Raw genomic sequence first — 21,560 nt, forward strand, 5'->3', positions numbered from 1 at the left:
TCGCACCGACGCGTGTCAGGTAGGATGATGCCGGGGCAATCTCAACCACCGGCGGGCCGGAGGGCTAGCCTTAGGCCTGGAACAGGGCAACCCTCAGATCCTTGGCGTCATAGATCCGGGCGCCGTCCGCTTCCAGCCAGCCATCGGCGATGCCGAGGACGAGCTTGCCCTGGCGCACGCGCTTGATGTCGATGCCGTAGACGACCTTGCGCACGGTCGGCAGCACTTGGTCGCTGAACTTCACCTCGCCGACGCCGAGCGCCCGGCCCCGGCCCGGCGCGCCGAGCCAGCCGAGATGAAAGCCCACGAGCTGCCAGAGCGCGTCGAGGCCGAGGCAGCCCGGCATCACCGGATCGTTCTTGAAATGGCAGCCGAAGAACCAGAGGTCCGGCCGCACGTCGAATTCCGCCAGGACATGGCCCTTGCCGTAGGCGCCGCCCTCGGTCCCGATCGAGGTGATGCGGTCGAACATCAGCATCGGCGGCAGGGGGAGCTGCGCGTTGCCGGCGCCGAACAGTTCGCCACGGCCGCAGGCCAGCAACTCCTCATGGGAGTAGTGGGAGGCGCGGGGAACGGTCTGTTCTGAGCCGGCGGCGGCGGGCGATTCGGAATCGGAAGACATGATCGGTGTGTCGGTCCTTGGTGGAGGGCGCGTTCGAAACGCCGGACATCGCCCACGAACGCCGGAACGGTCGTGGCCATCGCGGGTCCACGACATCGTCCGAACCCGCGAGCGGCGCTTCGTTAACACACCGCCTGAGCGGCACAAAACACCTCGTCTCCATATGAGTCGAAGGACGAGCCGCGAAGTTGGTCGCAAGGATGGTTGCCTGCCCTGTTGAATGGAATGACTTTAAACAAGCCGCATGTTCACACTGCGTAGCTACTCAGCACCGGTTTGGGTTGCGACGAGGGGGGAGGTTCGTATAGAGTTGTCTTGTATTTTGTTGGTTCCGTGAGATGTCAGTACCGCCGATGTCCAATCCGCTGCCGCTGCAGGCCATGCTGAACGCACGTGGCGCTTCCCTCGATATCGCTTCGGTCGCGGGGCGCCGGGGGTGCCCCCTGTCCGACCTGCGCGACCGTCTGCGCCGCTCCGGCCTCCGTCCGACCCGTCAGCGCCTGTCGCTGGGCTGGCTGCTGTTTGGGCGTGGCGACCGCCACCTGACGGCGGAAATGCTCTACGACGAGGCCATGCGCGCCAAGGTGCCGGTCTCGCTCGCCACGGTCTACAACACCCTGCATCAGTTCACCGAGGCCGGGCTTCTGCGCCAGCTGGCCCTCGACGGGTCCAAGGCCTATTTCGACACCAACCCGAGCGAGCACCACCACTTCTTCCTCGAAGACGAGGGGCAGGTTCTGGACATGCCCGATTGCGGCATCACCGTCGATTCGCTGCCCGATGCCCCCGAGGGCATGGAAATCGCCGGCGTCGAGGTCATCGTCCGCCTGCGTCGCCGACACGGTGCTCGCCAGTCCTGAGAGAGGCTTCTTTCGCTTCTCACTCCGTGAAAAAGGCCCGGCTGAGCCGGGCCTTTTTCATGTGGCGCTACCGATGCTACCGGGCTCGGAGCGCCTCACGACACTCCCGATCACGGTCGGTTCTCGCTCCGAGCGTGACGGCGCACAGCGGGAACTTGTGGGAGACACTCAGTCGATCTTCTCGTTCGGGTAGACGCCCCAGAGCCGGTCCTGGCGGATGTACCCGTCCACGTCGCCGCTCCTCTGGGGGAGCGCGACGATCACCCGGCACCAGCTTCCGGTGCAGCTCTTCACGTTGCCGATGACGCCGGGCTGGAGCTTGGCCTCCACGCCCGACCCCTCTTCCGCCCGTGAATGGAGCGGGATCGCGGCGTCGCCGCCCCTGGCCGCCATGACGATGGACGTGCGCCGGCCGGAGAGGAGGGAGTGGAGCACCCAGCCTTCGGTCCCCTCGGAATCGCGGATGCGCCGCCAGGTCTCGAACTCGGCGACGATCTCGATGGGAAGGCCGGCCCGCTGGAACACCCACAGCGTTCGGTGGTCCTTCGACGGACCCTCGCGCAGGTTGACCCGATCGGTCTTGAGGCTCGCATAACGCGGCAGGGGCAGGCCCGTGGCCGGGCCGCGATTCGCGTCCGACGTGCCTCCCGCCGCCGGGGCGGCCAGCGCCGGGGAGAGCGGCGCCACGAGGGAGGCGGCCGCCGTCAGGCACGTGAAGAACAGAAGTCCAGGCAGGCGCGTCATCGGTCTTCCCAAAGGTTCACGATCGTCATGGCCATGATCGCCATCGTCAATCCTCGTCTAGCGATCCCTCGCGCGCGATGTTTCGGGCGCGGGGGCACGTTGTGTTCCGTGCCCTCTCTGGTAGAGAAGCCTCAAGAGCCGGCAGCCGAGACGTCGGGGCTATGGGACCTGTCTGGCCGATGCGTGGTTAATGCCGGGTCAAGCCTCGGCATGAACCGTCGCTTCCGGCAGCGGCCGGCCTGGCAGAAACGTTCGCGGAGGGTGCATGTCGTCGTTGAAGCGCAAGCCACTCGTTGTGGTCACGCGTCGCCTCCCCGAGGTGGTCGAGGCGCGCATGCGCGAGTTGTTCGATATCCGCCTCAATCCCGACGACGCGCCGATGGGCAGCGAGGCTCTGGCCGCCGCGTTGCGCGAGGCCGACGTGCTCGTTCCCACCGTTACCGACAGGATCGATTCCGGTCTCCTCGCCCAGGCCGGGCCGAACCTTCGCCTGATCGCGAATTTCGGCAACGGCGTCGACCACATCGACGTGGCGGGGGCCCTGGAGCGGGGCATCACCGTCACCAACACCCCCGGCGTCCTCACCGAGGACACCGCCGACATGACCATGGCCCTGATCCTCGCCGTGGCCCGCCGCGTGGCGGAGGGGGCGCGCATCATCCCGGACGACAATTGGGACGCGGGCTGGTCCCCCACCTGGATGCTCGGCCGCCGCATCACCGGCAAGCGCCTGGGCATCGTCGGCATGGGCCGGATCGGCCAGGCGCTGGCGCGCCGAGCCAAGGCGTTCGGCCTGCAGATCCACTATCACAACCGGCGCAAGGTGCCGGTGCAGATCGAGCGCGAACTCGACGCGACCTATTGGGAATCCCTCGACCAGATGCTGGCGCGGGTGGACATCGTGTCGGTGAACTGCCCGCACACGCCGGCGACCTATCACCTGCTCTCGGCCCGCCGCCTCAAGCTGCTCAAGCCGGAGGCGATCGTCGTGAACACGGCTCGCGGTGAAGTGATCGACGAGAACGCCCTCGCGCGCCTGATCGAGGCGGGCGAGATTTCGGCGGCCGGCCTCGACGTGTTCGAGCAGGAACCGGCCGTGAGCCCCCGCCTCGTCAAGCTCGCCCGGTCCGGCAAGGTCGTTCTCCTGCCGCATATGGGGTCGGCCACCCACGAGAGCCGCACCGATATGGGCGAGAAGGTCATCATCAACATCAAGACCTTCATGGACGGACACCGTCCACCGGACCGGATCCTGCCGAGCATGCTCTGACGGCCGGCAGTCGGCCCCGGGGGGCTAGATTCCGGCGCCGGGCGCGGGTGAGGTTTGCACGGTGCTTGCAGGGCCGTCGATCTATGTGCACTCGCATACCGAGGCCGTAGGAACGGCGTCATGTTCGATACGTTGACCGGCGCCGATAGGGATCGTCGGTTGTCGCGTATCGGGTAGAGTGGGAGCACAATGGCCGCGGAGACAGAGTCGACCGAGGCGAGCATCGCAGAGGCCGTCCCGTGTGACGAGTTTCGTCGCTTCGCGGATTTCGTGCCCCTGATGATGTGGCGTTCCGACATCGAAGGGGCGGCGGTCCATCACAACGAGTGCTGGCTCGATTTCACCGGCCGGAGCCGCGAAGACGAACTCGGCCATGGCTGGCGGCGTGGCCTGCACCCGGACGATTTCGACCGACATGCCGCCCTGGTCCAGGAAGCCTTCGCCTCGCGCAGTCCCTACTCCATCGAGTTTCGCCTGCGCCGTCACGACGGTGCCTACCGCTGGCTCCTGAACAACGCCCGTCCCCTCACCGAGAACGGCACGTTTCAGGGTTATCTCGGCTCGTGCTTCGACATCACCGACCGCAAGCGGGCCGAGGAGCATGCCGAGCATGCCCTCGTGGAGAAGGAGGCCCTTCTCGCCGAGGTCTATCACCGGGTGCGCAACAACCTGCAGGTGATGGTGAGCCTGATCGGTCTCTACGGCCGCGCCGCGCCGCCGCCGTGCCGCGGGAGCTTCGAGGCGCTCGGCCAGCGTGTCCGTGCCATCGCCCTCGTTCAGCAGCATCTGCACGAAGCGCCGCACATCGCCTCCATCGACCTGCGCGATTACCTTCATCGGCTCGCCTCCGGCCTCGGCCAGTTGCGGCGGGCGGGCCGCATCAGCGTGGCGGTGGGCGGCAGCGGCACGAGCCTCGTGGAACCACGCACCGCCAACGCCCTCGGCATGATCGTGGCCGAAGTCGTGGCCGAATGCCTCGACGCCACCGCCGATTCCGTCTCCTGCACGATCGCGATCACCATCGACGCCCAGGCCGGCGCGCCGGTCCGTCTCACCATCGTGTCGGGCGGCGATCAGCCCGGGGCCCATGCCACGGACGTGCCCAATCTCGGTCCTCGGCTGGTGGCGGCCTATGCCGCTCAGGCCGAAATCGCCGTTCGCGGCACCGGCACGCAGGCCGATCCGATGGAACTGCAGCTGCCCGAAGCCCTGGTGCACCCGTCGGAGTAGCGGACATTGACGCTCGCCGGACGGCGGGCCGCTCCCTATATCGATGGGGCGAGGAAGTGCCGTCGCTTCGCTCGATCGTCGCCGAGAGTTCAGCCTGACACCATGCTTCCACCCATCGCAACGATCATCGACAATTTCGAAATCCTCGACGACGGGCCGGACCAGCTCGAGTACCTGATGGAACTCGGCCGTGCCCTGCCGCCCTTTCCGGACGAATTGCTCACCGAGCAGAACCGGGTCCATGGCTGCGAAAGCCAGGTCTGGGTCGATTCGAATGTCGATCATTCGCAGTCGCCGCCGCGCCTTCACCTGCGCGGTACCAGCGATTCCTTCATCACCAAGGGGCTGATCGCCCTGGTGATGGCCCTGCACGACGGGAAGACGCCGACCGAGATCGCGGATGTCGACGTCTTCCAGGTCTTCAAGCAGATCGGCCTCGGCGCTCACCTGACGTCGAAGCGTTCCAACGGGGTCCGGGCCATGGCCGAGCGCATCCATCGGGACGCGGCGCGGCTCGCGGCCTGAAACAGCCTCCGAGCCTCAGGCCCGCTCGCGCCACTGGCGCAGGCGCGACCGGCTCGGACCCACCGCCTCCCGTTCCAGCCCGTAATGCTCGGCGAGCCGCGCCAAGGCGATGCGGATGACGACCTTGGCCGAGCGTGCCGGCCAGCGGCGCTCCGCCTCGATCGTCTCCAGGCCTTTCACGAAACCGCACAGGTCGATCAGCAATCCGGACAGGTCGCTTCCCACCGCCGACAGGGCCGCGCGGACGCGCTGTCGGGCCGCCAGCATGGCATCCGACCCGGCCGAGGGATCGCGGGGGCCGCCGCCATCGACTTTGACCCCGCTCCAGTCCGACCCCAAGCGCGGCATCAGCGCCCCCATGGTCATGTCGCGGCGCAGCCGCTCGCCCGCCTCGAAACAGGCGGCGTCGATCAAAGGGCTTCCATCGCGATCGCGGCGCCGTGCCATCCAGGCGAGGGGACTTTCCGAGGCGTCGCGGACAGGCCGGGTCGGCTCACCTTTGCCTTCAAGGTCGAGATGCTGGGCGAGGTAGGGCGTGTCCCGGCCGGCCCGGTCCCGCCGCATCCTCGCTCGCCCGGCGGCGCTGATGGTGAGCCGGGCGCGCCGTCCCGCCGCCTGTTCGGCGAGATCGCAGGAGAGGAGAGCCTGTCCCGCCTGCGCGCCATAGCGTCCGCTGCTCACCGAGATCCCATCGCCGCCGCTTCGCACGATGATCTCGCCCTCCGTCAGCGGATCGGGCAGGGCATAGGCTCCCTCTTCGTCGAGGGCCGCGAGGAGCCGGGCCGCATCGCGACCGAGTTCCGCCTGAGTGCGCGCCGGCATGGATCGCCGACCCATGCCATGGATCGCCGCATTCGGGGTCTTGTTCATGATATGTTCCCTGGCGTATCGATGCGGCAATCGCCGCGGCACCAGGGATATTATAAGAAATTAGTCCTAACGCAAGTCTCAATCACGAGGTCGACGACGACGGGGGGGCCGGGCGGCGAGAGTTCGCCAGCGCCCGGCCCCGCTTCGCTTACGCGGCTTCGTCGTAGGTCCCGTTGCGGGTCTGGCCGAGGCCGATGGCCTTGGCGAGGTCCGAACGCGCCTTGGCGTAGTTCGGAGCGACCATCGGATAATCCGAAGGGAGGCCCCACTTCGCGCGATATTGTTCCGGGCTCATGTCGTACTTCGCGCGCAGGTGGCGCTTGAGCGATTTGAATACGCGCCCGTCTTCGAGACAAATGATGTGATCGGCTGTCACCGACTTCTTCACGGGGACGGCGGGCTGCTGCGGCGCGGAAGCGACCTTGGCCTCGGCCTCACCGCTCGCGACCTGGGTCAGCGAGGTATGGACGCGGGTAATGAGCTGCGCGAGCTCGCCGACCGGCACCGGGTTGTTGCTCACATAGGCCGAGACGATATCGACCGTCAGTTCCACGAAGTCGGCCGAATTCTCAATGTCGCTCATTGTTTAAACAGTTCCTTTTAGCACGATGCCGGACGGGGTCTTTTGAGTATGCAGGCGATGGGCCAAGGGACAGTTTGGCAATCCATAGCTGGACTCTCGGCATCGTGGCTTCATCCAGTGGCGCTCTACGATGGTGGGCGACGATAATCGCCATTTCGCCCATTTAATATATTCACATTGATCTCGCAAGACGGGAGTCAGTCATGACGGGCCGCCGAATCAACGGTTCTGAACGATATTTCAATTTAATGTGAGTTCGCACCGACGCAGGCTAAGTCGACGCGCTGTCAACGAGGCCTCTCAAGGATAGAGAACCAGTTGCATCCATGATGCCAAAGCCTGTCGTCGGTCGAGCCGTCCGGCACCGCGCCGAAAAGACTTCCCTCTCGACCTTGCCCATGGCCTCCGGCTGGGACACATGCAGGCATCGAAGGCGACCGGTGAACGGATCGGTCGCCGCTACGCTATTCAGCCGACGGTGGTTGGCAACCTTATAGGTCTATCCATGGACGATCTTTTCCACTTGGAAAGCAAGCCACCCGTCGCCGAGGTGCGCCCGCACACATTCACGGTGCATGGCCGAGCAATTTCCGACAATTATTCTTGGCTGAAGGCCGAGAACTGGCGCGACGTGCTCAAGGATCCCGCTGCCCTCCCGGCCGATATCCGGGCATATCTCGATGCCGAGAACGCCTATACCGAAGCGGCGCTCGGCGATCTGGTTTCTTTACGCAAGACCTTGGTTGCGGAGATGCGCGGGCGCATTCGCGAAGACGATAGCGGTGTGCCCGAGCCGGACGGCGCCTTCGCCTATTACACCCGCCATCGCGAGGGCGGGCAGCATCCCCTCGTCTGCCGCCGTCCGCGCACGGTGGTGGTGATCCCCGGACAGGGTGCCGAGACGGCCGGGACGGGCGGTCCGGAAGAGGGCGAGGAGATCCTTCTCGACGGTGACGAGGAGGGCAAGGGATTGCCCTTCTTCGAGCTCGCCGCGGCGGTTCACGCGGACGATCACACCCGCCTCGCCTGGAGCGCCGATTCCAAGGGGTCCGAGCTCCACACCATCCGTGTCCGCGACCTCGGCACCGGGCAGGATCTCCCGGATAGTATAGAGGCGACCACCGGCGAGGTGGTCTGGTCCGCCGACGGGCTGTCGTTCCACTATGTGGCCGTGGACGAGAACCATCGTCCCGCCCGCGTCATGCATCACGTGTTGGGTACGGAGCAGGCCGCCGATACGTTGCTCTACGAAGAGCGAGATTCCGGATTCTTCGTCCATATCGAGACGACGCAATCGCGCGATTACCTTGCCATCACGGCGAGCGACCATGAAACCTCCGAAGTGCATCTCCTCGACCGCAAGTCGCCGGACGCAACCCTGCTATGCGTTCAGCCGCGGGAGCCGCTGCTGATCTACTCCGTGGAGAATTGGGGGAACCACCTTTTCATCCTGACCAATGCGGACGGGGCGGAAGACTTCAAGATCGTCACCACCCGCATCGGCGCGTCGGGCCGTGCCCATTGGAACGACCTCATCCCGCACCGGCGCGGCGTGATGATCCGCCACCAGCACGTCATCGCCCAGCACCTCGTGCGCCTCGAGATCGAGAATGCGCGGCCCCGCATCGTCGTCCGCGACACGCAGGGCAACGAGCACGTGGTGGCCTTCGCCGAGGAGGCTTATTCCCTCGGCCTCCAGCCGGGGCACGAGTTCGAGACGGCGGTGATCCGCTTCACCTACTCGTCGATGACGACGCCGGCCGAGACCTACGATTACGATTGCACGACCCGCGCGCGGCAGTTGCGCAAGCGCCAGACGATCCCGAGCGGGCACGATGCCGCCGCCTATGTGACGCGCCGGATCTTCGCCACGGCCCCGGATGGGGAGAGCGTGCCGATCTCGCTCCTCCACCGCCGCGACCTCGTCCTCGACGGCTCGGCTCCGCTGCTGCTCTATGGCTACGGGTCCTACGGCACGATGATGCCGGCCGCGTTCCGCACCAACCAGCTGTCGCTGGTGGATCGCGGCTTCGTCTACGCCATCGCCCATGTCCGCGGCGGCACCGAGAAGGGCTGGCACTGGTACATGGACGGCAAGCGGGGCAAGAAGCCCAACACCTTCACCGATTTCGTCGCCTGCGGACGTGCCCTGGCGGAGGCCGGATACACCACGCCCGGCCGCATCGTCGCCCATGGCGGATCGGCCGGCGGGATGCTCATGGGGGCGGTGGCCAACCTCGCGCCGGAGCTCTTCGCGGGGATCGTCGCCGACGTGCCCTTCGTCGACGTGCTCAACACCATGCTCGACGGCGACCTGCCCCTGACCCCGCCGGAATGGCCGGAATGGGGAAATCCGGGCGCGAGTGAAGAGGATTTCGAGACCATTCTGTCCTACTCGCCCTACGACAACGTCTCGGCCCAGAACTACCCGGCAATCCTCGCGCTCGGCGGCCTCACCGACCCGCGCGTGACCTATTGGGAGCCGGCGAAATGGGTGGCGCGTCTGCGCGCCACGATGACCGGCGGCGGCCCCGTCCTGATGCGGATCAACATGGAAGCCGGCCATGGCGGGGCGGCGGGACGATTCGACCGGCTGGAGGAGGTGGCCTTGATCTATGCCTTCGCCCTGCGGGCAGTGGGCCGGGCCGGAGCCGGCGAGGGGCCGCAATCGTGACGGCCTTCGCCCGCACCGCAACCGCCGCCGCGTGTCTGCTGGCGACCTTAAGCCCGGGCGCGGCGGCGGACAGGGCGGTGTCCCTCCAGGTCCCCCCCGATCTCGCCAAGGATCTGCCGGCGATGCCGCGGATCGCCAACCCCGTCGACGACGCGGAACGGCGGATCAACGCCGCCGTGCAGCGCCTCGACGGAGCGGTGCGGAAAGCCGCCGCCGAGTGTCTGGCGGAGGGAGGCAAACATGCCGATTACGGCCGGCACATCGAGGTGACCATGCGGGGCCCCCGCTTCCTCAGCTACACGATGACGGACAGCGCCTTCTGCGGCGGCGCACATCCCAATACCGGCACCTCGGCGATCGTCTACGACCTCGTCTCCGGTGCTCCCGTCGATTGGACCGCGCTGCTTCCGCCCGCCCTCACCGGCAAGGTGGCGCTCCAGACCGAGATGGATGGAAGCAGGATGGTGTCCCTGTCCTCCAAGCGGCTCTTCGACCTCTACCTCGAGGCTTATCGCCCCAGGACCGGCCAGGCGAAGGCGGATGCCGATGACGACGAGTGCCGCGAGGCGGTCGCCATGCCGAATGGCGACGAGCCTCCGGCCATGACCGTCTGGCCCGATGCGAAGGCGGGCGGCCTCGCGGTGCAGTTCGACCTCGCCCACGTGGTCCAGGCCTGCGCCGACGTTGTGGTCGTTCCGGTGGCGACCCTCACGGCCGAGGGCGCCAATCCGGTGCTCACCGATGCGATCACCGCCGCCCGGGCCGCGCGGCCGGCTCCCTGATCGTCTTAACGCCTCGAAGCCGGTCGTAATCAGGGCTGCGGCGCGGTCGGATCGACGGCCCGGCCTGGAACCTCCAGCACCGGCAGCCCGTCGGCGGCACGGCGCGCGGCATCCTCCAGGCTCGGTGCCAGGGCGCGGATGCGCGCCTGACGAGCGGCTTCCTCGGCGGCCGCCTTCTCGGCCGCCGCTTTCTCGGCCGCGGCTTTCTCCGCTGCGGCCTTGTCGGCCGCCGCCTTGATGGCGGCGGCGCGGGCCCTGTCCATCTCGATCCGTGCGCGACGCCGCTGGCGCTCGATCTGATCCGCCTCGAACAGCTCGATCTTGTCGAGCTCGCGCTGGAGGACCACGGCGGCGAGGCCGTTGGTCAGCGGGCCGGCATCGACGCTGCGCTCGGGTTTGCTCAGCGGGCCGGAATAGGCGAGCTGCACCGCCGGAACCCCGCCCGTCCAGCCCTTCGGCGATCCGCCTCCCGTCAATGTCCCGCGCGCATCGAACCGCCCGGTATTCAGGTCGATGGCGAGGGTGCCGGCCCAGCGCGGTCCACCGAGATCGAAGGCGAGGGGGGCCGCGCGGAGCGACCCGCCGGAGAGGGTCGCGGGCGCCTTCACGGTCCCCTTCACCGCCATCGGCGCGGCGGCGAGTTCCTCGGCGACGAGGGACTGGAGCCGTCCGTCCCGAAGCGGATCGTCCTCTGCGAGGGCTTTCACCAGGGCGCGCTCGATCCCGCCCGGATCGCCGCCGGGCAGCACGAGATCGGTCAGGGCGATATCGCCGCTGCCGCCGAGATTGTTCGCCATGTTCACGACGCTCTGGCCCGAGGCACCGAACCGCAGGGTCGCGCTGGCGCGGCCGGAGATCGGCCCCGGACCGACGAGATCGGCGATGGAAGCGTCGCTCAGGCTCCCTTCCCCGGTGAGCGCCGCCGCTCCGCCCTGCCGGGACAGCGTGACGGTCCCCATGAGACGGCCCCCGGCGAGGCGGCCGCTGAGGTCGCGGATCGAGAGGACGCGGTTGTCGAGACGGGCACCGAAGGCCGCGCCCTCTGCGGTGAAGCGTCGGCCGAGTTCGAGCGCGTCCACCCGCACGTCGAGGTCGATGGGCGGCCGGTCCGCGGTCGGGGCCCCGAACCGAGCGCCGTCCCCGGCCTCTTGCTTCTTACCCTCCGGGGGAATCACCAGGGCCGCGGCGAGCCAGGGCAACGACAGCCGCCCCAGCGCCACGCTGCCGAAGATGTCGCCCGCTGGCGACCGGTTGACGTTGGCGAGGATCGTGGCCCCGGCGATCCGCCCGGCCACATCCGCATGGGCATCCCGCCCCGCCCGCGACAACCCCACCAGCAAGTCCGCCGGTAGCGGCGAGGGCAGGGCGGAGGTGCTGCCGGCGAGGAGGAGGAAGGGCGCGATGTCGGGTGTCTTGACCTGGATCTCGCCGGCCTCCGGCGGGGCCTGCCCCGGACCGGGCACGACCGGCTTCACCGTCGAGAGGGTGAGGTCGGCGATGGTGCCGGAGATGTCGAGGCCGAGGGGCGGAACCGCGCCATCGGCTCCGGCCTGTCCGCGTGTCCCGGTGATGCGCAGGGCGGCGGGCTTGCGCAGGGCCAGCATGTCCTCGCGTTCGAACCAGCGCCCGGCGAGCGGGGTGGTCAATCCAAGGGAGAGGCTGTCGATGCGGCCGCTTCGTGACAGCAGGTCGAGGTCGAGGCTGCCGCCCGCCGCGGTCCCGTCGGCGCTGGTGCGCAGGGTGTCGGCGTCACCGGCCTCGCGCTCCAGGGTCACGGCGAGATCGAGGGCACCGGCCCGGAGGAAGCCGGGGATCATCCGGGCCTCGGCGATCCAGGTCCTGTCGAGGAGGGCGATGAGGGGGGCGGCCACCGGCGCCCACATCCGGCCTGCGATGCGGCCGGACCCGTCAGGGGCGATGCGGCCGGAGAGCTTGGCGTTGGCGCCGGCCACATCCGTGACGTCGAGGCTGCCGACATTGAGGCTCGCTCCGTCCGATTGGATGCTCGCGGCGATGGTCCCGTTGCCCGAACGCGCTCCGGCCGGCCCGTAGCGCACGTCCCTCGCCTGGATCGTCAGGCCGATATCGTGGTCGTGGAGGCCGGACAGGGCACTGCCGAAGGAGGGCAGGGCCGCGATGTCGATGCCCTGCGCCGAGAGCTGCGCGTCGAAGCGGCCGCGCCCGCCCGCCTCCGCCTGGGTGTAGCGGGCGTTGCCGGTGATCCGCGCCTCGCCGAGGGAGAGCCGCAGGTTGCGCAGCGACAGCGACGGGCTCGCCGTCGAGAGGTCCGCGGATGCCTGGATCGGGCGCCCGTCCATCACCGCGACGGCCGGGCCGCCGAGGCCGAACTTGCGCAGGTACCGTCCGAACCCGTCCGATGCGGCGGCGTCGAGGGAAACGTTGCCCGTGAACCGGAGGGCAGGCTGCGTATCGAGCTCACCGGAGGCGGTGAGGGCGGCCTCGCCCGGTGCCGTCACCGAGAAGCGCCGGAGGGCGAGCCCCCCCGTCCGGTCGAACGTGCCGGAGAGTTGAAGCTTGGTCCAATCGTCGAGACCGAGGGCGACGCTCTCGATGCCGAGATCGAGATCGACCATCATCGGCAACTCGGAATTCGCGCGCGGCATCCCGCGCGCCAGGAGGGCCTGTCCTCCCGTGGAGATCAGGAAGGCGTCGAGGTCCAGGCGGCGCGTCTCCAGGGTCAGTGCCGCCCTCCAGGCCCGCAGGTCGATCCGCCCGGTGCCGGCGAGGCGCATGGGCTGACCGCCGGGGTCGATCTCGGCCTTCACGTCGGAGAAGCGCACGATGGGGCCGCGGGCCTTGAACGTCCCGCCCAGCGAGAACGGCAGGTAGGCGCCCGCCACCTGGACCGGCGGCCCGACCACGACCCGTGCCGTGCCTTCCGCCTTCGGGATCATCGCCCGCGGGGCGTCCCCGGTCGCCTCCGGCTCGCCCGCCATCGGGTCGAGGCGGATGCGGGCATCGGCCTCGAAACGCGGATGGGTGTCGCCGCCGCCCGAGATCTTCACCGCGACGCTGCCGTCCTCCGCGGGCTCGCCGGTGGCGACCCGGAAGGCGACCGCGCCGCTCATCCCCTCGATCCGCCAGGGTCCGAGCAGCCGGGGCGCGGAGAGATGCACCGCCTCGGCCCGGACCTGATCGGTGCGGCCGCTCTGCGGCACGAGGGTCGTCAGCACGACCTGCCCGATCGTCAGGTCCTCGATGGCCAAGTCTTGGTCGGCGAGGGTCCGGTAGAGGTCGGCGGGCAGGCGGATCGCGTCGTCGTCGCTGATCGGAAGCTTGATCTCGGCCCGGCCGATCCGCGTCTCGGTGAAGCGGATGTCTCCCGTCAGCAGCGGCGTGAGGCCGATCTCGGCCGCGACGGACTGGAGGTCGAGGGCCGGCTTGTCGGCCTGTCCGCCGATGCGGAGCCGATCGACGCTCAAGCGCGGCGAGGGAAGGAGCCTGACGCCGATCCGCCCTTCGGTCCGTGCGTCGAGGCCGAGGGATCGCCCGATCGCCCGGTCCACCAGCGTGCGGTAGCTTTCCCAGGCCACGAGGGGCGGGACCGCGAGGGCCGCGACGAGGATCAGGATGACGGCGCCCGCCAGCGCGGTCAGGATGTCTCGCACCGTCTTGGTTTCCGCCTCGCTCCGGCCCGGTCTCGGGGCCTGCCATGGGGCGGGCACGTGGTCTCAACCGGACGTCATGCCCGGTTCGTGCCCCCACCCCATGCGGCATAGCACACCGATCCCGGATGCGCGCCAGGGTCGAACCCCGCGGTCAACAGGTGCCGGGCTTCACCCTTGACCGGTCCGATCAGCGGCGCGGGGCGATGCCGGGGCCGATCGGCGCCGGACGGGTGATCTCGTTGCGCTGCATCTGCATGCGGATCTGGTTGTTCTCGAACTGCTGCTGGTGCCGGACGCCGCGAATCTCGCTCTGTCGGGCAAGACGGTCGTTGGTCTCGTTCAGCGTCCGCGTGCCGGGCGACTGGGCCATGGCCGGAGCGAGACCGGCAGCCAGGGCCGCGAGGGAGAGGACGGACAAGGAACGCGTGCGCATGGCGGAGCCTTCTGTGATGACGGCCGGGATATGGTGAGACGACGCCCGACATGAAGCCGGAGTTCCGTTTGCGGGCGAGGGCGGGGCGGCCCCGTTGTCCCGACCCTCGACGCCGTTCGCGTTTTGGTCCAGGGAGGCAGCATGAAACAGCATCCCGACGCAGCGGCGGCGTCCGTGCCGGCGCCGGCCTCCGGCGTGGCGGCCGAGGCCGCGCAGAGCTCCATCGCCGCCCGCGCCATGGCCTCCCTCAGGCCGCAGGGCTCCCCCTATCTCGAAGGGCTGAACCCCGAGCAGCGCCGCGCCGTCGAGACGACCGAAGGGCCGGTCCTCGTCCTCGCGGGCGCGGGCACCGGCAAGACGCGGGTGCTCACCACGCGAATCGCCCATCTGGTCTCGACCGGTAAGGCGCGGCCTTTCGACATCCTGTCGGTGACCTTCACCAACAAGGCCGCCCGCGAGATGAAGCACCGGATCGGTTCCCTCATCGGCCCGGCCGGGGAGGGGATGCCCTGGCTCGGCACGTTCCATTCCATCGGCACCAAGATCCTGCGCCGGCACGCCGAGATGGTGGGGCTGAAATCCGACTTCACGATCCTGGGGATGGACGACCAGCTTCGCCTGATGAAGCAGGTCATCGTCGACCAGAACATCGACGAGAAGCGCTGGCCCGCCCGCGCCCTGTCCTCGGCCATCGACGGGTGGAAGAACCGCGGGCTCCTGCCCGAGCAGGTACCCCCCGGCGAAGCGAGCGCCTTTGCGTTCGGCAAGGGCGGCGCCCTCTACACCGCCTATCAGGCCCGGCTCCTGACCCTGAACGCCGCTGATTTCGGCGATCTCCTGCTGCTCTGCCTGAAGCTGTGGCGCGAGAACCCGGACGTGCTGGCCAATTACCAGCAGCGTTTCCGCTACATCCTGGTGGACGAGTACCAGGACACCAACGTCGCCCAGTATCTCTGGCTGCGCCTTCTGGCCCAGGGCCACCGCAACGTGGCCTGCGTCGGCGACGACGACCAGTCGATCTATGGCTGGCGCGGGGCGGAAGTCGACAACATCCTACGCTTCGAGCACGATTTCCCCGGCGCGATCGTGGTGAGGCTGGAGCGCAACTACCGCTCCACCGGCCACATCCTCGCCGCCGCCTCGGGGCTCATCGCCAGGAACGAGGGCCGCCTCGGCAAGACCCTTCGTACCGAGGACGTCGCCGGCGAGAAAGTGACGGTGTCCGGCGCCTGGGATTCGGAGGAAGAGGCGCGCCAGCTCGGCGAATCCATCGAGAGCCTGCAGGCCAAGCAGCATCCGCTCTCCGAGATCGCCGTGCTGGTGCGCATCTCGGCTCAGATGCGCGAGATCGAGGACCGGTTCGTCCAGCTCGGCCTGCCGTATCGCGTCATCGGCGGCCCGCGCTTCTACGAGCGCGCCGAGATCCGCGATGCCCTGGCCTATCTGCGCGTCACCATGAACCCGGCCGACGACCTCGCCTTCGAGCGAATCTTCAATACACCGAAGCGGGGCCTGGGCGACGCCACCCTGCAGATCCTGCACGGTTATTCCCGCTCGCAGCGCGTGCCGCTGCTCCAGGCGGCGCGCAGCCTGATCGAGACCGACGAGCTGAAGCCCCGCGCCCGCTCCGGCGTCCGCGCCCTGGTGGAGAGTTTTTCGCGGTGGGCGCGGATGGTCGGCACCCAGCCCCATTCCGAGGTGGCCCAGACCGTCCTGGAGGAATCCGGCTACACCGAGATGTGGCAGAAGGACAAATCCGCCGATGCCGCCGGGCGTCTCGAAAACCTCAAGGAGTTCGTGCGCTCCATGGAGGAATTCCCCGACATGGCGGCCTTCCTCGAACACGTCTCCCTGGTGATGGAGGCGAGCGAGCAGGAGGGGGCGGACCGGGTCTCGCTGATGACGCTGCATGCCGCCAAGGGGCTCGAATTCGACACGGTGTTCCTGCCCGGCTGGGAGGACGGCCTGTTCCCGAACCAGAGGGCGCTCGACGAGAGCGGCCGGGCCGGGCTGGAGGAGGAGCGCCGCCTCGCCCATGTGGGCCTGACCCGCGCGCGCAAGCGCGCCAAGCTGTCCTTTGCCGTCAACCGGCGCATCCACGGCCTGTGGTCCTCCACGGTGCCGAGCCGCTTCATCGACGAGTTGCCCGCCGACGCCGTCGACGTGGTCGACGCCCCCGCGCATTTCTCCGCCGGTGCCTCGCGCTTCGACCGGAACCCGGCGCCATTCGGCTCGTCCTACGGGACGCCGGGCTGGCAGCGGGCGCAGGCCAACACCGCGGGAAACCAGGGGTTCGGAGGCGGGGGTGGGCAAGGTTTCGGAAGATCGTCCTCGCCCGGCCGGAGCAACGGCGGACCGCGCCAGATCGAAGGCGAGCTCGTGGCGAAGTCGACGGGTGCGCCATCCGCGTTTTCGGATGGTATGCGAGTCTTCCACACTAAGTTCGGCCCCGGCAACGTGGCGGCCGTCGACGGCAACAAGCTGACGGTTGACTTCGATAAGGCCGGCCGCAAGATGGTTCTCGACAGCTTCATCCAGCCAGGGTGAAGCACCCCGCCGCCCGCATGCGACACGTCGTGCGGACCCGGCCGGTTTCGCCCCTCGTGAAGGGCCGTGGTCGAGATGGATGCTTCGTCGTACCACCATCTCACCTGTCGAAAACTGAAACTCTCCCTCATCTGCGCGTTTCCGAAGCGAAACTCGGACACACGTCCGGGATTTCGTGCCGTCATGCCCCTGTCGCCACCGGAGCGGCATGGTGTGTGCGTAGGTGATTCGTGGCTTGCCGCACCGGGAGCCCGTCACCCATAGGCCAAGTCGTCCACAGGTCGTGGGGCGACATCTGGAACTAAAAGACCTGCCGTCGAATTCTTTCGTTAACGATTGTCAGAGATAGTGTAACAAATCTTATCGAGGGCAGGGCGCGTAGGCAGGTCGAAGATCAGTTGAACCCTAGTTGGCAAGTCCAGTTGGAGTGTTGATCGATGAAAAGACGGCGCACACGACTTGAGCTGGTAGAAGACCGCCCGGTGCGGCTGCACCGCACCCGGTTCGACGACGAGCGTAATTTAGGCCCTATCCAGCCTCTCACCGTCCGACAGGCCGAGTACCTGGATGCCCTCGCCGTCAGCAAGCAGGTCATCGTCCTCGGACCGGCCGGCACCGGCAAGACCTACATCGCCGGAACCCGCGCCGCGGATCAGCTCCGCCAGCGCCGCATCGCCAAGGTCATCATCACCCGTCCCAACGTGCCATCGGGCCGCTCTCTGGGCTTCTTTCCCGGCAGCTTGGAAGAAAAGATCGCGCCCTGGGTCACGCCGCTGACCGAGACCATGAAGGAGCGCATGGGCGACGCCGCCTACGAGATCGCCATGAAGACCGGCGACATCGAGGTGGTCCCCTTCGAGGTGATGCGCGGACGCACCTTCAAGAACTGCCTCGTAATCCTGGATGAGGCGCAGAACACCACCACCGCCGAGATCAAGATGTTCCTGACCCGCATCGGCGACGATTGCCAGGTCATCATCAACGGCGACGTGTCCCAGACCGACCTGCGCGAGACGTCGGGCCTCAGGACCGTGATCCACCTCGTGAAAAGCCGCATGATGCAGGTTCCCATCGTCGAATTCACCCTCGACGACATCGTCCGTTCGGGCATCTGCGCCGAATGGGTTCGGGCTTTCGAGGAAACGAAACTCTGACTTGAGTGTTATCAGCGGCGGGTCGAACCGGACCCGCCGCACGTCTCGGCGTGCGGCAATCATCTCTCCGGCGCGAGCGGGGGAGATTAATCCGAGCGCCGCGCTCGGGTGAAAGAGAACGGAAACGCCCGATGAAAAAATTGATCTTCGCGCTTGCCATGGTCGGAAGCCTCGGCGCTGGCGCCCTCGCGACAAGCGCTTCGGCCGCTCCCGGCGCCCCGATGGGCGTGACGTCCTCCGAGACCGTCACCCCCGTGCGCATGCACCGTGGGGAGCACCGGATGCATCGCCGCATGCACCGTCGTCACCACATGCGCATGCACCGTAACCACATGCGTCACCGGATGATGCATCACCGTCGCATGCACCGCATGTGATCGCAGCAGCGATCCGAACGACGAAAGGGCCCTGAGGGGCCCTTTTTTTGGCCTATCGAATTTCCTGGTTCATCGAATCGGACGATCTCGCCGCTCGCGGCCCGTCCCCCGCTGGGTCTCGCAAGACCCTTCGCTGGCCCTGCGGGCCTCCGGGAAAGGGGCGTTGGCGTGAGGACGGCGGGAGAGTTCGATCCCGGCTCCGTTCCCCGGGGAGTGGGGCGCTAGCGGAACCCGATCCGGGATCCCGCCGGTAAAGTTGCGACGCGTCTATTCGGCCAAACCGAGCCTCAGAGCTTCGGCGTCGCCTTCGCGGCACCATCCTTCACCAAACCGTCCTTGGCCGTGGCCTCCTTGGCGGGAACGGCCTTGGCCGCTGGCGGCTTTCCGGCCTTGGCGGGCTCGGCTGCCACCTTGGCCTTCTGCCCGACGGCGCCGGTCACCGTCGGCACCGTGATCGCATGGGCGGTATGGGTGGCCTTGCCGGATTTCGGCGCCGGCTGGATCGTCTCCGGGGCAGCGGCGGCGGCCGGGATCGTGGCGGCGTCGGCTGCAGGGGTCGGCGAAGCCTTGCCGGTGAGGAGACTGCCCAGAACCTTCGTGTAAGAGGGCGAATCCACATCGGCATCGGCCACCATGATGCGCGCAGGCGTCGCGGGCTTCAGCGGTTCGGGTGCCGCGTTCGTCTTGGCGACGACGCTGCCGGGCTTGGTCTTGTCGGAACCCGCCTTGAGGGCCGCCGCGGCGGCCTTGGTCGGGATCGGAGCCTCGGCGGCGGCCAGCATCACCGGACGTCCCTTGGCATCCACCTCGACCTCGCGCTCGCCGGCAGCCAGGCTCTCGGGCCGGCTCACTTCGCCGAGATGGTGGCGGGCGTATTCCTTGGGGTCGTAGGGCGCCTCCGGCTCGTCCTTCTTCGTCAGGTTGGCGAAGGCCAAGGTCGAGGCGGGAGCCTGGGGACGGAAGACCGGGTTCTGGCCGCCGTCGTCATAGACGACCCTGGTCGCCGGCGTGCCCTTGGCGACGAGTTCGGCGATGTCGTGGTTGTCCTTCGCCCGCTTCTCGGCGACGAGCGTGTCCACCTTCGGCGAGCACGAGCCGGCGGCCACGTCCTGGCCGCCGAAGACGTAGCGCGTGCCGCAGACGTTCACGCGCGGCTCCTCGCGCAGGGCCTCGAAATAATCCGAGCCTTCCTTCAGGTTCTTCCAGAACGGCGCGTTCGGGTCGTTGCGATACTTGGCGAAGTTCTGCGCCGTCATCCGGAACGGATAGGACTGGAACTGGAACGCGCGCTGCCCGCCGGCGAAGGAATCGCGTGCCAGGGCGTAGAGCTCGCCCATGGACTCGTCGGTCATGGCGAAACAGCCCGAGGACGAGCAGGTGCCGTGCACCATGATGTAATTGCCCGTCCGGCCGTTGGCTCGGTCGTAATTGTTCGGGTAGCCGGTATCGAAGGAGAGGTAATAGGACGAGTTCGGGTTCATCTGCCCCGGCGTCACCGTGTAGAATCCCTCGGGGGCCTGCCGGTCGCCCTGCTTGGTCTTGGGGCCGAGCTGACCCGACCAGCGGCAGATCGGGAAGGTCTTGAGGAGCGCGTACTGGCCGTTCGTGCCGCGCTTCCACACTTCCATCTCCGCTTCCTTCTTGTAGGCGCGGATCAGGATGGGGTCGTTGGCGGACATGCCCTTCTGGGCCATCAGCGCCAGGGTCTTGGCCGGGACGGGCGTGAGGGCGCGCAACGGCACGCCGCCACCCATCGAGCCATCCTGGCAAGCGGTGAGGGAGAGAGCGAGCGCAACGACACCGGCAGCCGTAGCCAAGCGTAGAGCCAGCGGGCGCAAAGCCATGGGGAACCCCGTCCTCATACATGCGCTCGCGGGATCTCGCCCGTCGAACGCCACTCCCCAACCCAATAGCGTCGTTAAACTTACCCGGTTGTTACCGCAAGAAGACGCAAATGGCCGGCGTGGCGAGATGTGGATTTCGGTGGCTTCCTTGGTGTGGGCACCACATTGCCGCAAAGTGTCGGTCGGCCTCGACGGTCAGGGGCACCGTCCCGATGGCAATCGACTTGATTCCACTGGTATTTCCGGTCCCAGCGCGGAGCGCGTACAGGCGTGCCGCCCAGAGCGGCGAGCTCCGAACGGGAGGAAGAAGCGGGGTTTAACGAAACCCTTATCGGTTCCTTGAACCCGATGCGCCAAAACGACGCATAGATAACCGGCTTACAGTTTGCGGCCGATATCGAGGAACTTCGCCGCCCGGCGGTCGCGGATCTCGTCGGGGCTCAGACCGTCGAATTCGGCCAGCGCCTTGGCCACGGCCTTGCCCGTATTGGCGATCGCCGCATCGCGCCCGCGATGAGCGCCGCCGGTGGCCTCCGGGATGATGCCGTCGATGATCCCGAGACGCAGAAGATCCTGGGCCGTGATCTTCATGGCGGTGGCCGCATCCGCCGCCCGGCCCTGATCGCGCCAGAGGATCGAGGCCGCGCCCTCCGGCGAGATCACGCCGTAGATCGCGTGTTCCAGCATGAGGACGCGGTTGGCGGTGGCGAGCGCGATGGCGCCGCCCGAACCGCCTTCGCCGATGACCACGGCGACGTTGGGCACGCCGAGTCCGAGGCAGGTTTCGGTGGAGCGGGCAATGGCCTCGGCCTGGCCGCGCTCTTCCGCCTCGATGCCGGGAAAGGCACCGGCCGTATCGACGAAGGCGAGGACGGGAAGGCCGAACCGATCGGCCATCTCCATCAGCCGCACCGCCTTGCGGTAGCCTTCGGGCTTGGCCATTCCGAAATTGTGGCGCAGGCGGCTCTCGGTGGTGGAGCCTTTCTCCTGGCCGAGCACGCAGACGGCGCGGCCCTCGAAACGGCCGAAGCCGGCGACGATGGCCTGGTCCTCTCCGTAATGGCGGTCACCGGCCAGGGGCGTGAACTCGGTGATCAGGCCGGCGCAGTAATCGATGAAGTGCGGCCGCTGCGGATGGCGCGCCACCTGCGTCTTCTGCCAGGGCGTCAGGGTGGCGTAGATATCGGAGAGGGCGGACGCCGCCTTGGCTTCCAGGCGGCCGACTTCCTCGCTGATGGAGACTGCGCCGTCGCGGGAGGCCAGGGTCCTCAGCTCCTCCAGCTTGGATTCGAGCTCGGCCACCGGCTTCTCGAAATCGAGATAGGAGCGCGTCACCGACATCGGTCAGAGATCCTTGTTCGTCGCCGTCGGCGCGCCGTCGGGCCGTGCCGGACATGACGGCGGCGGGAGGCGTTC

Annotated in this window: 17 protein-coding genes; 9 read left to right on the top strand and 8 right to left on the bottom strand. The window is 67.9% G+C overall.

What is annotated here, in order from left to right:
- Nucleotides 1-70: 70 nt before the first annotated feature.
- A complete protein-coding gene (gene fabA / locus MBTS_RS13570; RefSeq protein WP_056139846.1) occupies nt 71-622 on the bottom strand; it encodes a 3-hydroxyacyl-[acyl-carrier-protein] dehydratase FabA in 552 nt (183 codons plus the stop codon).
- A gap of 353 nt (nt 623-975) precedes the next feature.
- Between fabA and irr the strand changes: the two genes are divergently transcribed.
- The gene (gene irr / locus MBTS_RS13575; protein WP_018045381.1) at nt 976-1,482 is read left to right on the top strand and encodes a Fur family transcriptional regulator Irr; all 507 of its coding nucleotides are present in this window, start codon (nt 976-978) and stop codon (nt 1,480-1,482) included.
- A gap of 168 nt (nt 1,483-1,650) precedes the next feature.
- Here the strand turns inward: irr and MBTS_RS13580 are convergent, their stop codons facing one another.
- Entirely contained in the window at nt 1,651-2,226 is a 576-nt protein-coding gene (locus tag MBTS_RS13580) for an SH3 domain-containing protein (protein WP_192215856.1), read from the bottom strand.
- A 265-nt stretch (nt 2,227-2,491) separates the two neighbouring features.
- Between MBTS_RS13580 and MBTS_RS13585 the strand changes: the two genes are divergently transcribed.
- The 3 genes from MBTS_RS13585 to MBTS_RS13595 all read left to right on the top strand — a co-directional run bounded on the left by MBTS_RS13585 (nt 2,492) and on the right by MBTS_RS13595 (nt 5,251).
- A complete protein-coding gene (locus tag MBTS_RS13585) occupies nt 2,492-3,496 on the top strand; it encodes a 2-hydroxyacid dehydrogenase (protein WP_018045379.1) in 1,005 nt (334 codons plus the stop codon).
- Nucleotides 3,497-3,685: 189 nt separating this feature from the next.
- Nucleotides 3,686-4,726, top strand: coding sequence for a sensor histidine kinase (locus tag MBTS_RS13590; protein ID WP_056139851.1), 1,041 nt, complete (start codon nt 3,686-3,688; stop codon nt 4,724-4,726).
- Between the two features lie 102 nt (nt 4,727-4,828).
- Entirely contained in the window at nt 4,829-5,251 is a 423-nt protein-coding gene (locus tag MBTS_RS13595) for a SufE family protein (protein ID WP_018045377.1), read from the top strand.
- A 15-nt stretch (nt 5,252-5,266) separates the two neighbouring features.
- Here the strand turns inward: MBTS_RS13595 and MBTS_RS13600 are convergent, their stop codons facing one another.
- Together MBTS_RS13600 and MBTS_RS13605 are read right to left on the bottom strand one after the other, a co-directional pair.
- Entirely contained in the window at nt 5,267-6,121 is an 855-nt protein-coding gene (locus MBTS_RS13600) for a DUF6456 domain-containing protein (RefSeq protein WP_373321299.1), read from the bottom strand.
- A gap of 148 nt (nt 6,122-6,269) precedes the next feature.
- A complete protein-coding gene (locus MBTS_RS13605) occupies nt 6,270-6,704 on the bottom strand; it encodes a Ros/MucR family transcriptional regulator (RefSeq protein WP_018045375.1) in 435 nt (144 codons plus the stop codon).
- Nucleotides 6,705-7,209: 505 nt separating this feature from the next.
- Here MBTS_RS13605 and MBTS_RS13610 point away from each other — a divergent pair.
- Entirely contained in the window at nt 7,210-9,378 is a 2,169-nt protein-coding gene (locus MBTS_RS13610; RefSeq protein ID WP_192215857.1) for a S9 family peptidase, read from the top strand.
- Between the two features lie 77 nt (nt 9,379-9,455).
- Nucleotides 9,456-10,160, top strand: a complete 705-nt coding sequence (locus MBTS_RS13615) for a polysaccharide deacetylase family protein (protein WP_342357225.1) — start codon at nt 9,456-9,458, stop codon at nt 10,158-10,160.
- Nucleotides 10,161-10,189: 29 nt separating this feature from the next.
- Here the strand turns inward: MBTS_RS13615 and MBTS_RS13620 are convergent, their stop codons facing one another.
- Nucleotides 10,190-13,789 (bottom strand): AsmA family protein, encoded by a 3,600-nt coding sequence (locus MBTS_RS13620; protein WP_238254021.1) that lies wholly within the window; start codon nt 13,787-13,789, stop codon nt 10,190-10,192.
- 187 nt (nt 13,790-13,976) lie between these two features.
- A complete protein-coding gene (locus tag MBTS_RS13625; protein WP_147831185.1) occupies nt 13,977-14,222 on the bottom strand; it encodes a hypothetical protein in 246 nt (81 codons plus the stop codon).
- Nucleotides 14,223-14,363: 141 nt separating this feature from the next.
- Here MBTS_RS13625 and MBTS_RS13630 point away from each other — a divergent pair, with 141 nt between their 5' ends.
- The 3 genes from MBTS_RS13630 (at nt 14,364) to MBTS_RS13640 (ending at nt 18,300) form a co-directional block, all read left to right on the top strand.
- Nucleotides 14,364-16,769, top strand: a complete 2,406-nt coding sequence (locus MBTS_RS13630; RefSeq protein WP_056139864.1) for an ATP-dependent helicase — start codon at nt 14,364-14,366, stop codon at nt 16,767-16,769.
- 437 nt (nt 16,770-17,206) lie between these two features.
- Nucleotides 17,207-17,923 carry a PhoH family protein gene (locus tag MBTS_RS13635; RefSeq protein ID WP_026176203.1) on the top strand — a complete coding sequence of 239 codons (717 nt, stop codon included), beginning with the start codon at nt 17,207-17,209 and terminating at the stop codon, nt 17,921-17,923.
- A 131-nt stretch (nt 17,924-18,054) separates the two neighbouring features.
- Entirely contained in the window at nt 18,055-18,300 is a 246-nt protein-coding gene (locus MBTS_RS13640; RefSeq protein ID WP_018045368.1) for a hypothetical protein, read from the top strand.
- Nucleotides 18,301-18,587: 287 nt separating this feature from the next.
- Here MBTS_RS13640 and MBTS_RS13645 read toward each other — a convergent pair whose 3' ends face one another.
- Entirely contained in the window at nt 18,588-20,129 is a 1,542-nt protein-coding gene (locus tag MBTS_RS13645) for a L,D-transpeptidase family protein (protein ID WP_373321306.1), read from the bottom strand.
- Nucleotides 20,130-20,522: 393 nt separating this feature from the next.
- A complete protein-coding gene (locus MBTS_RS13650; RefSeq protein ID WP_018045366.1) occupies nt 20,523-21,485 on the bottom strand; it encodes an acetyl-CoA carboxylase carboxyltransferase subunit alpha in 963 nt (320 codons plus the stop codon).
- Nucleotides 21,486-21,560 lie beyond the last annotated feature (75 nt).

The organism is Methylobacterium bullatum (genome assembly GCF_014845095.1).
GTDB lineage: Bacteria > Pseudomonadota > Alphaproteobacteria > Rhizobiales > Beijerinckiaceae > Methylobacterium > Methylobacterium bullatum.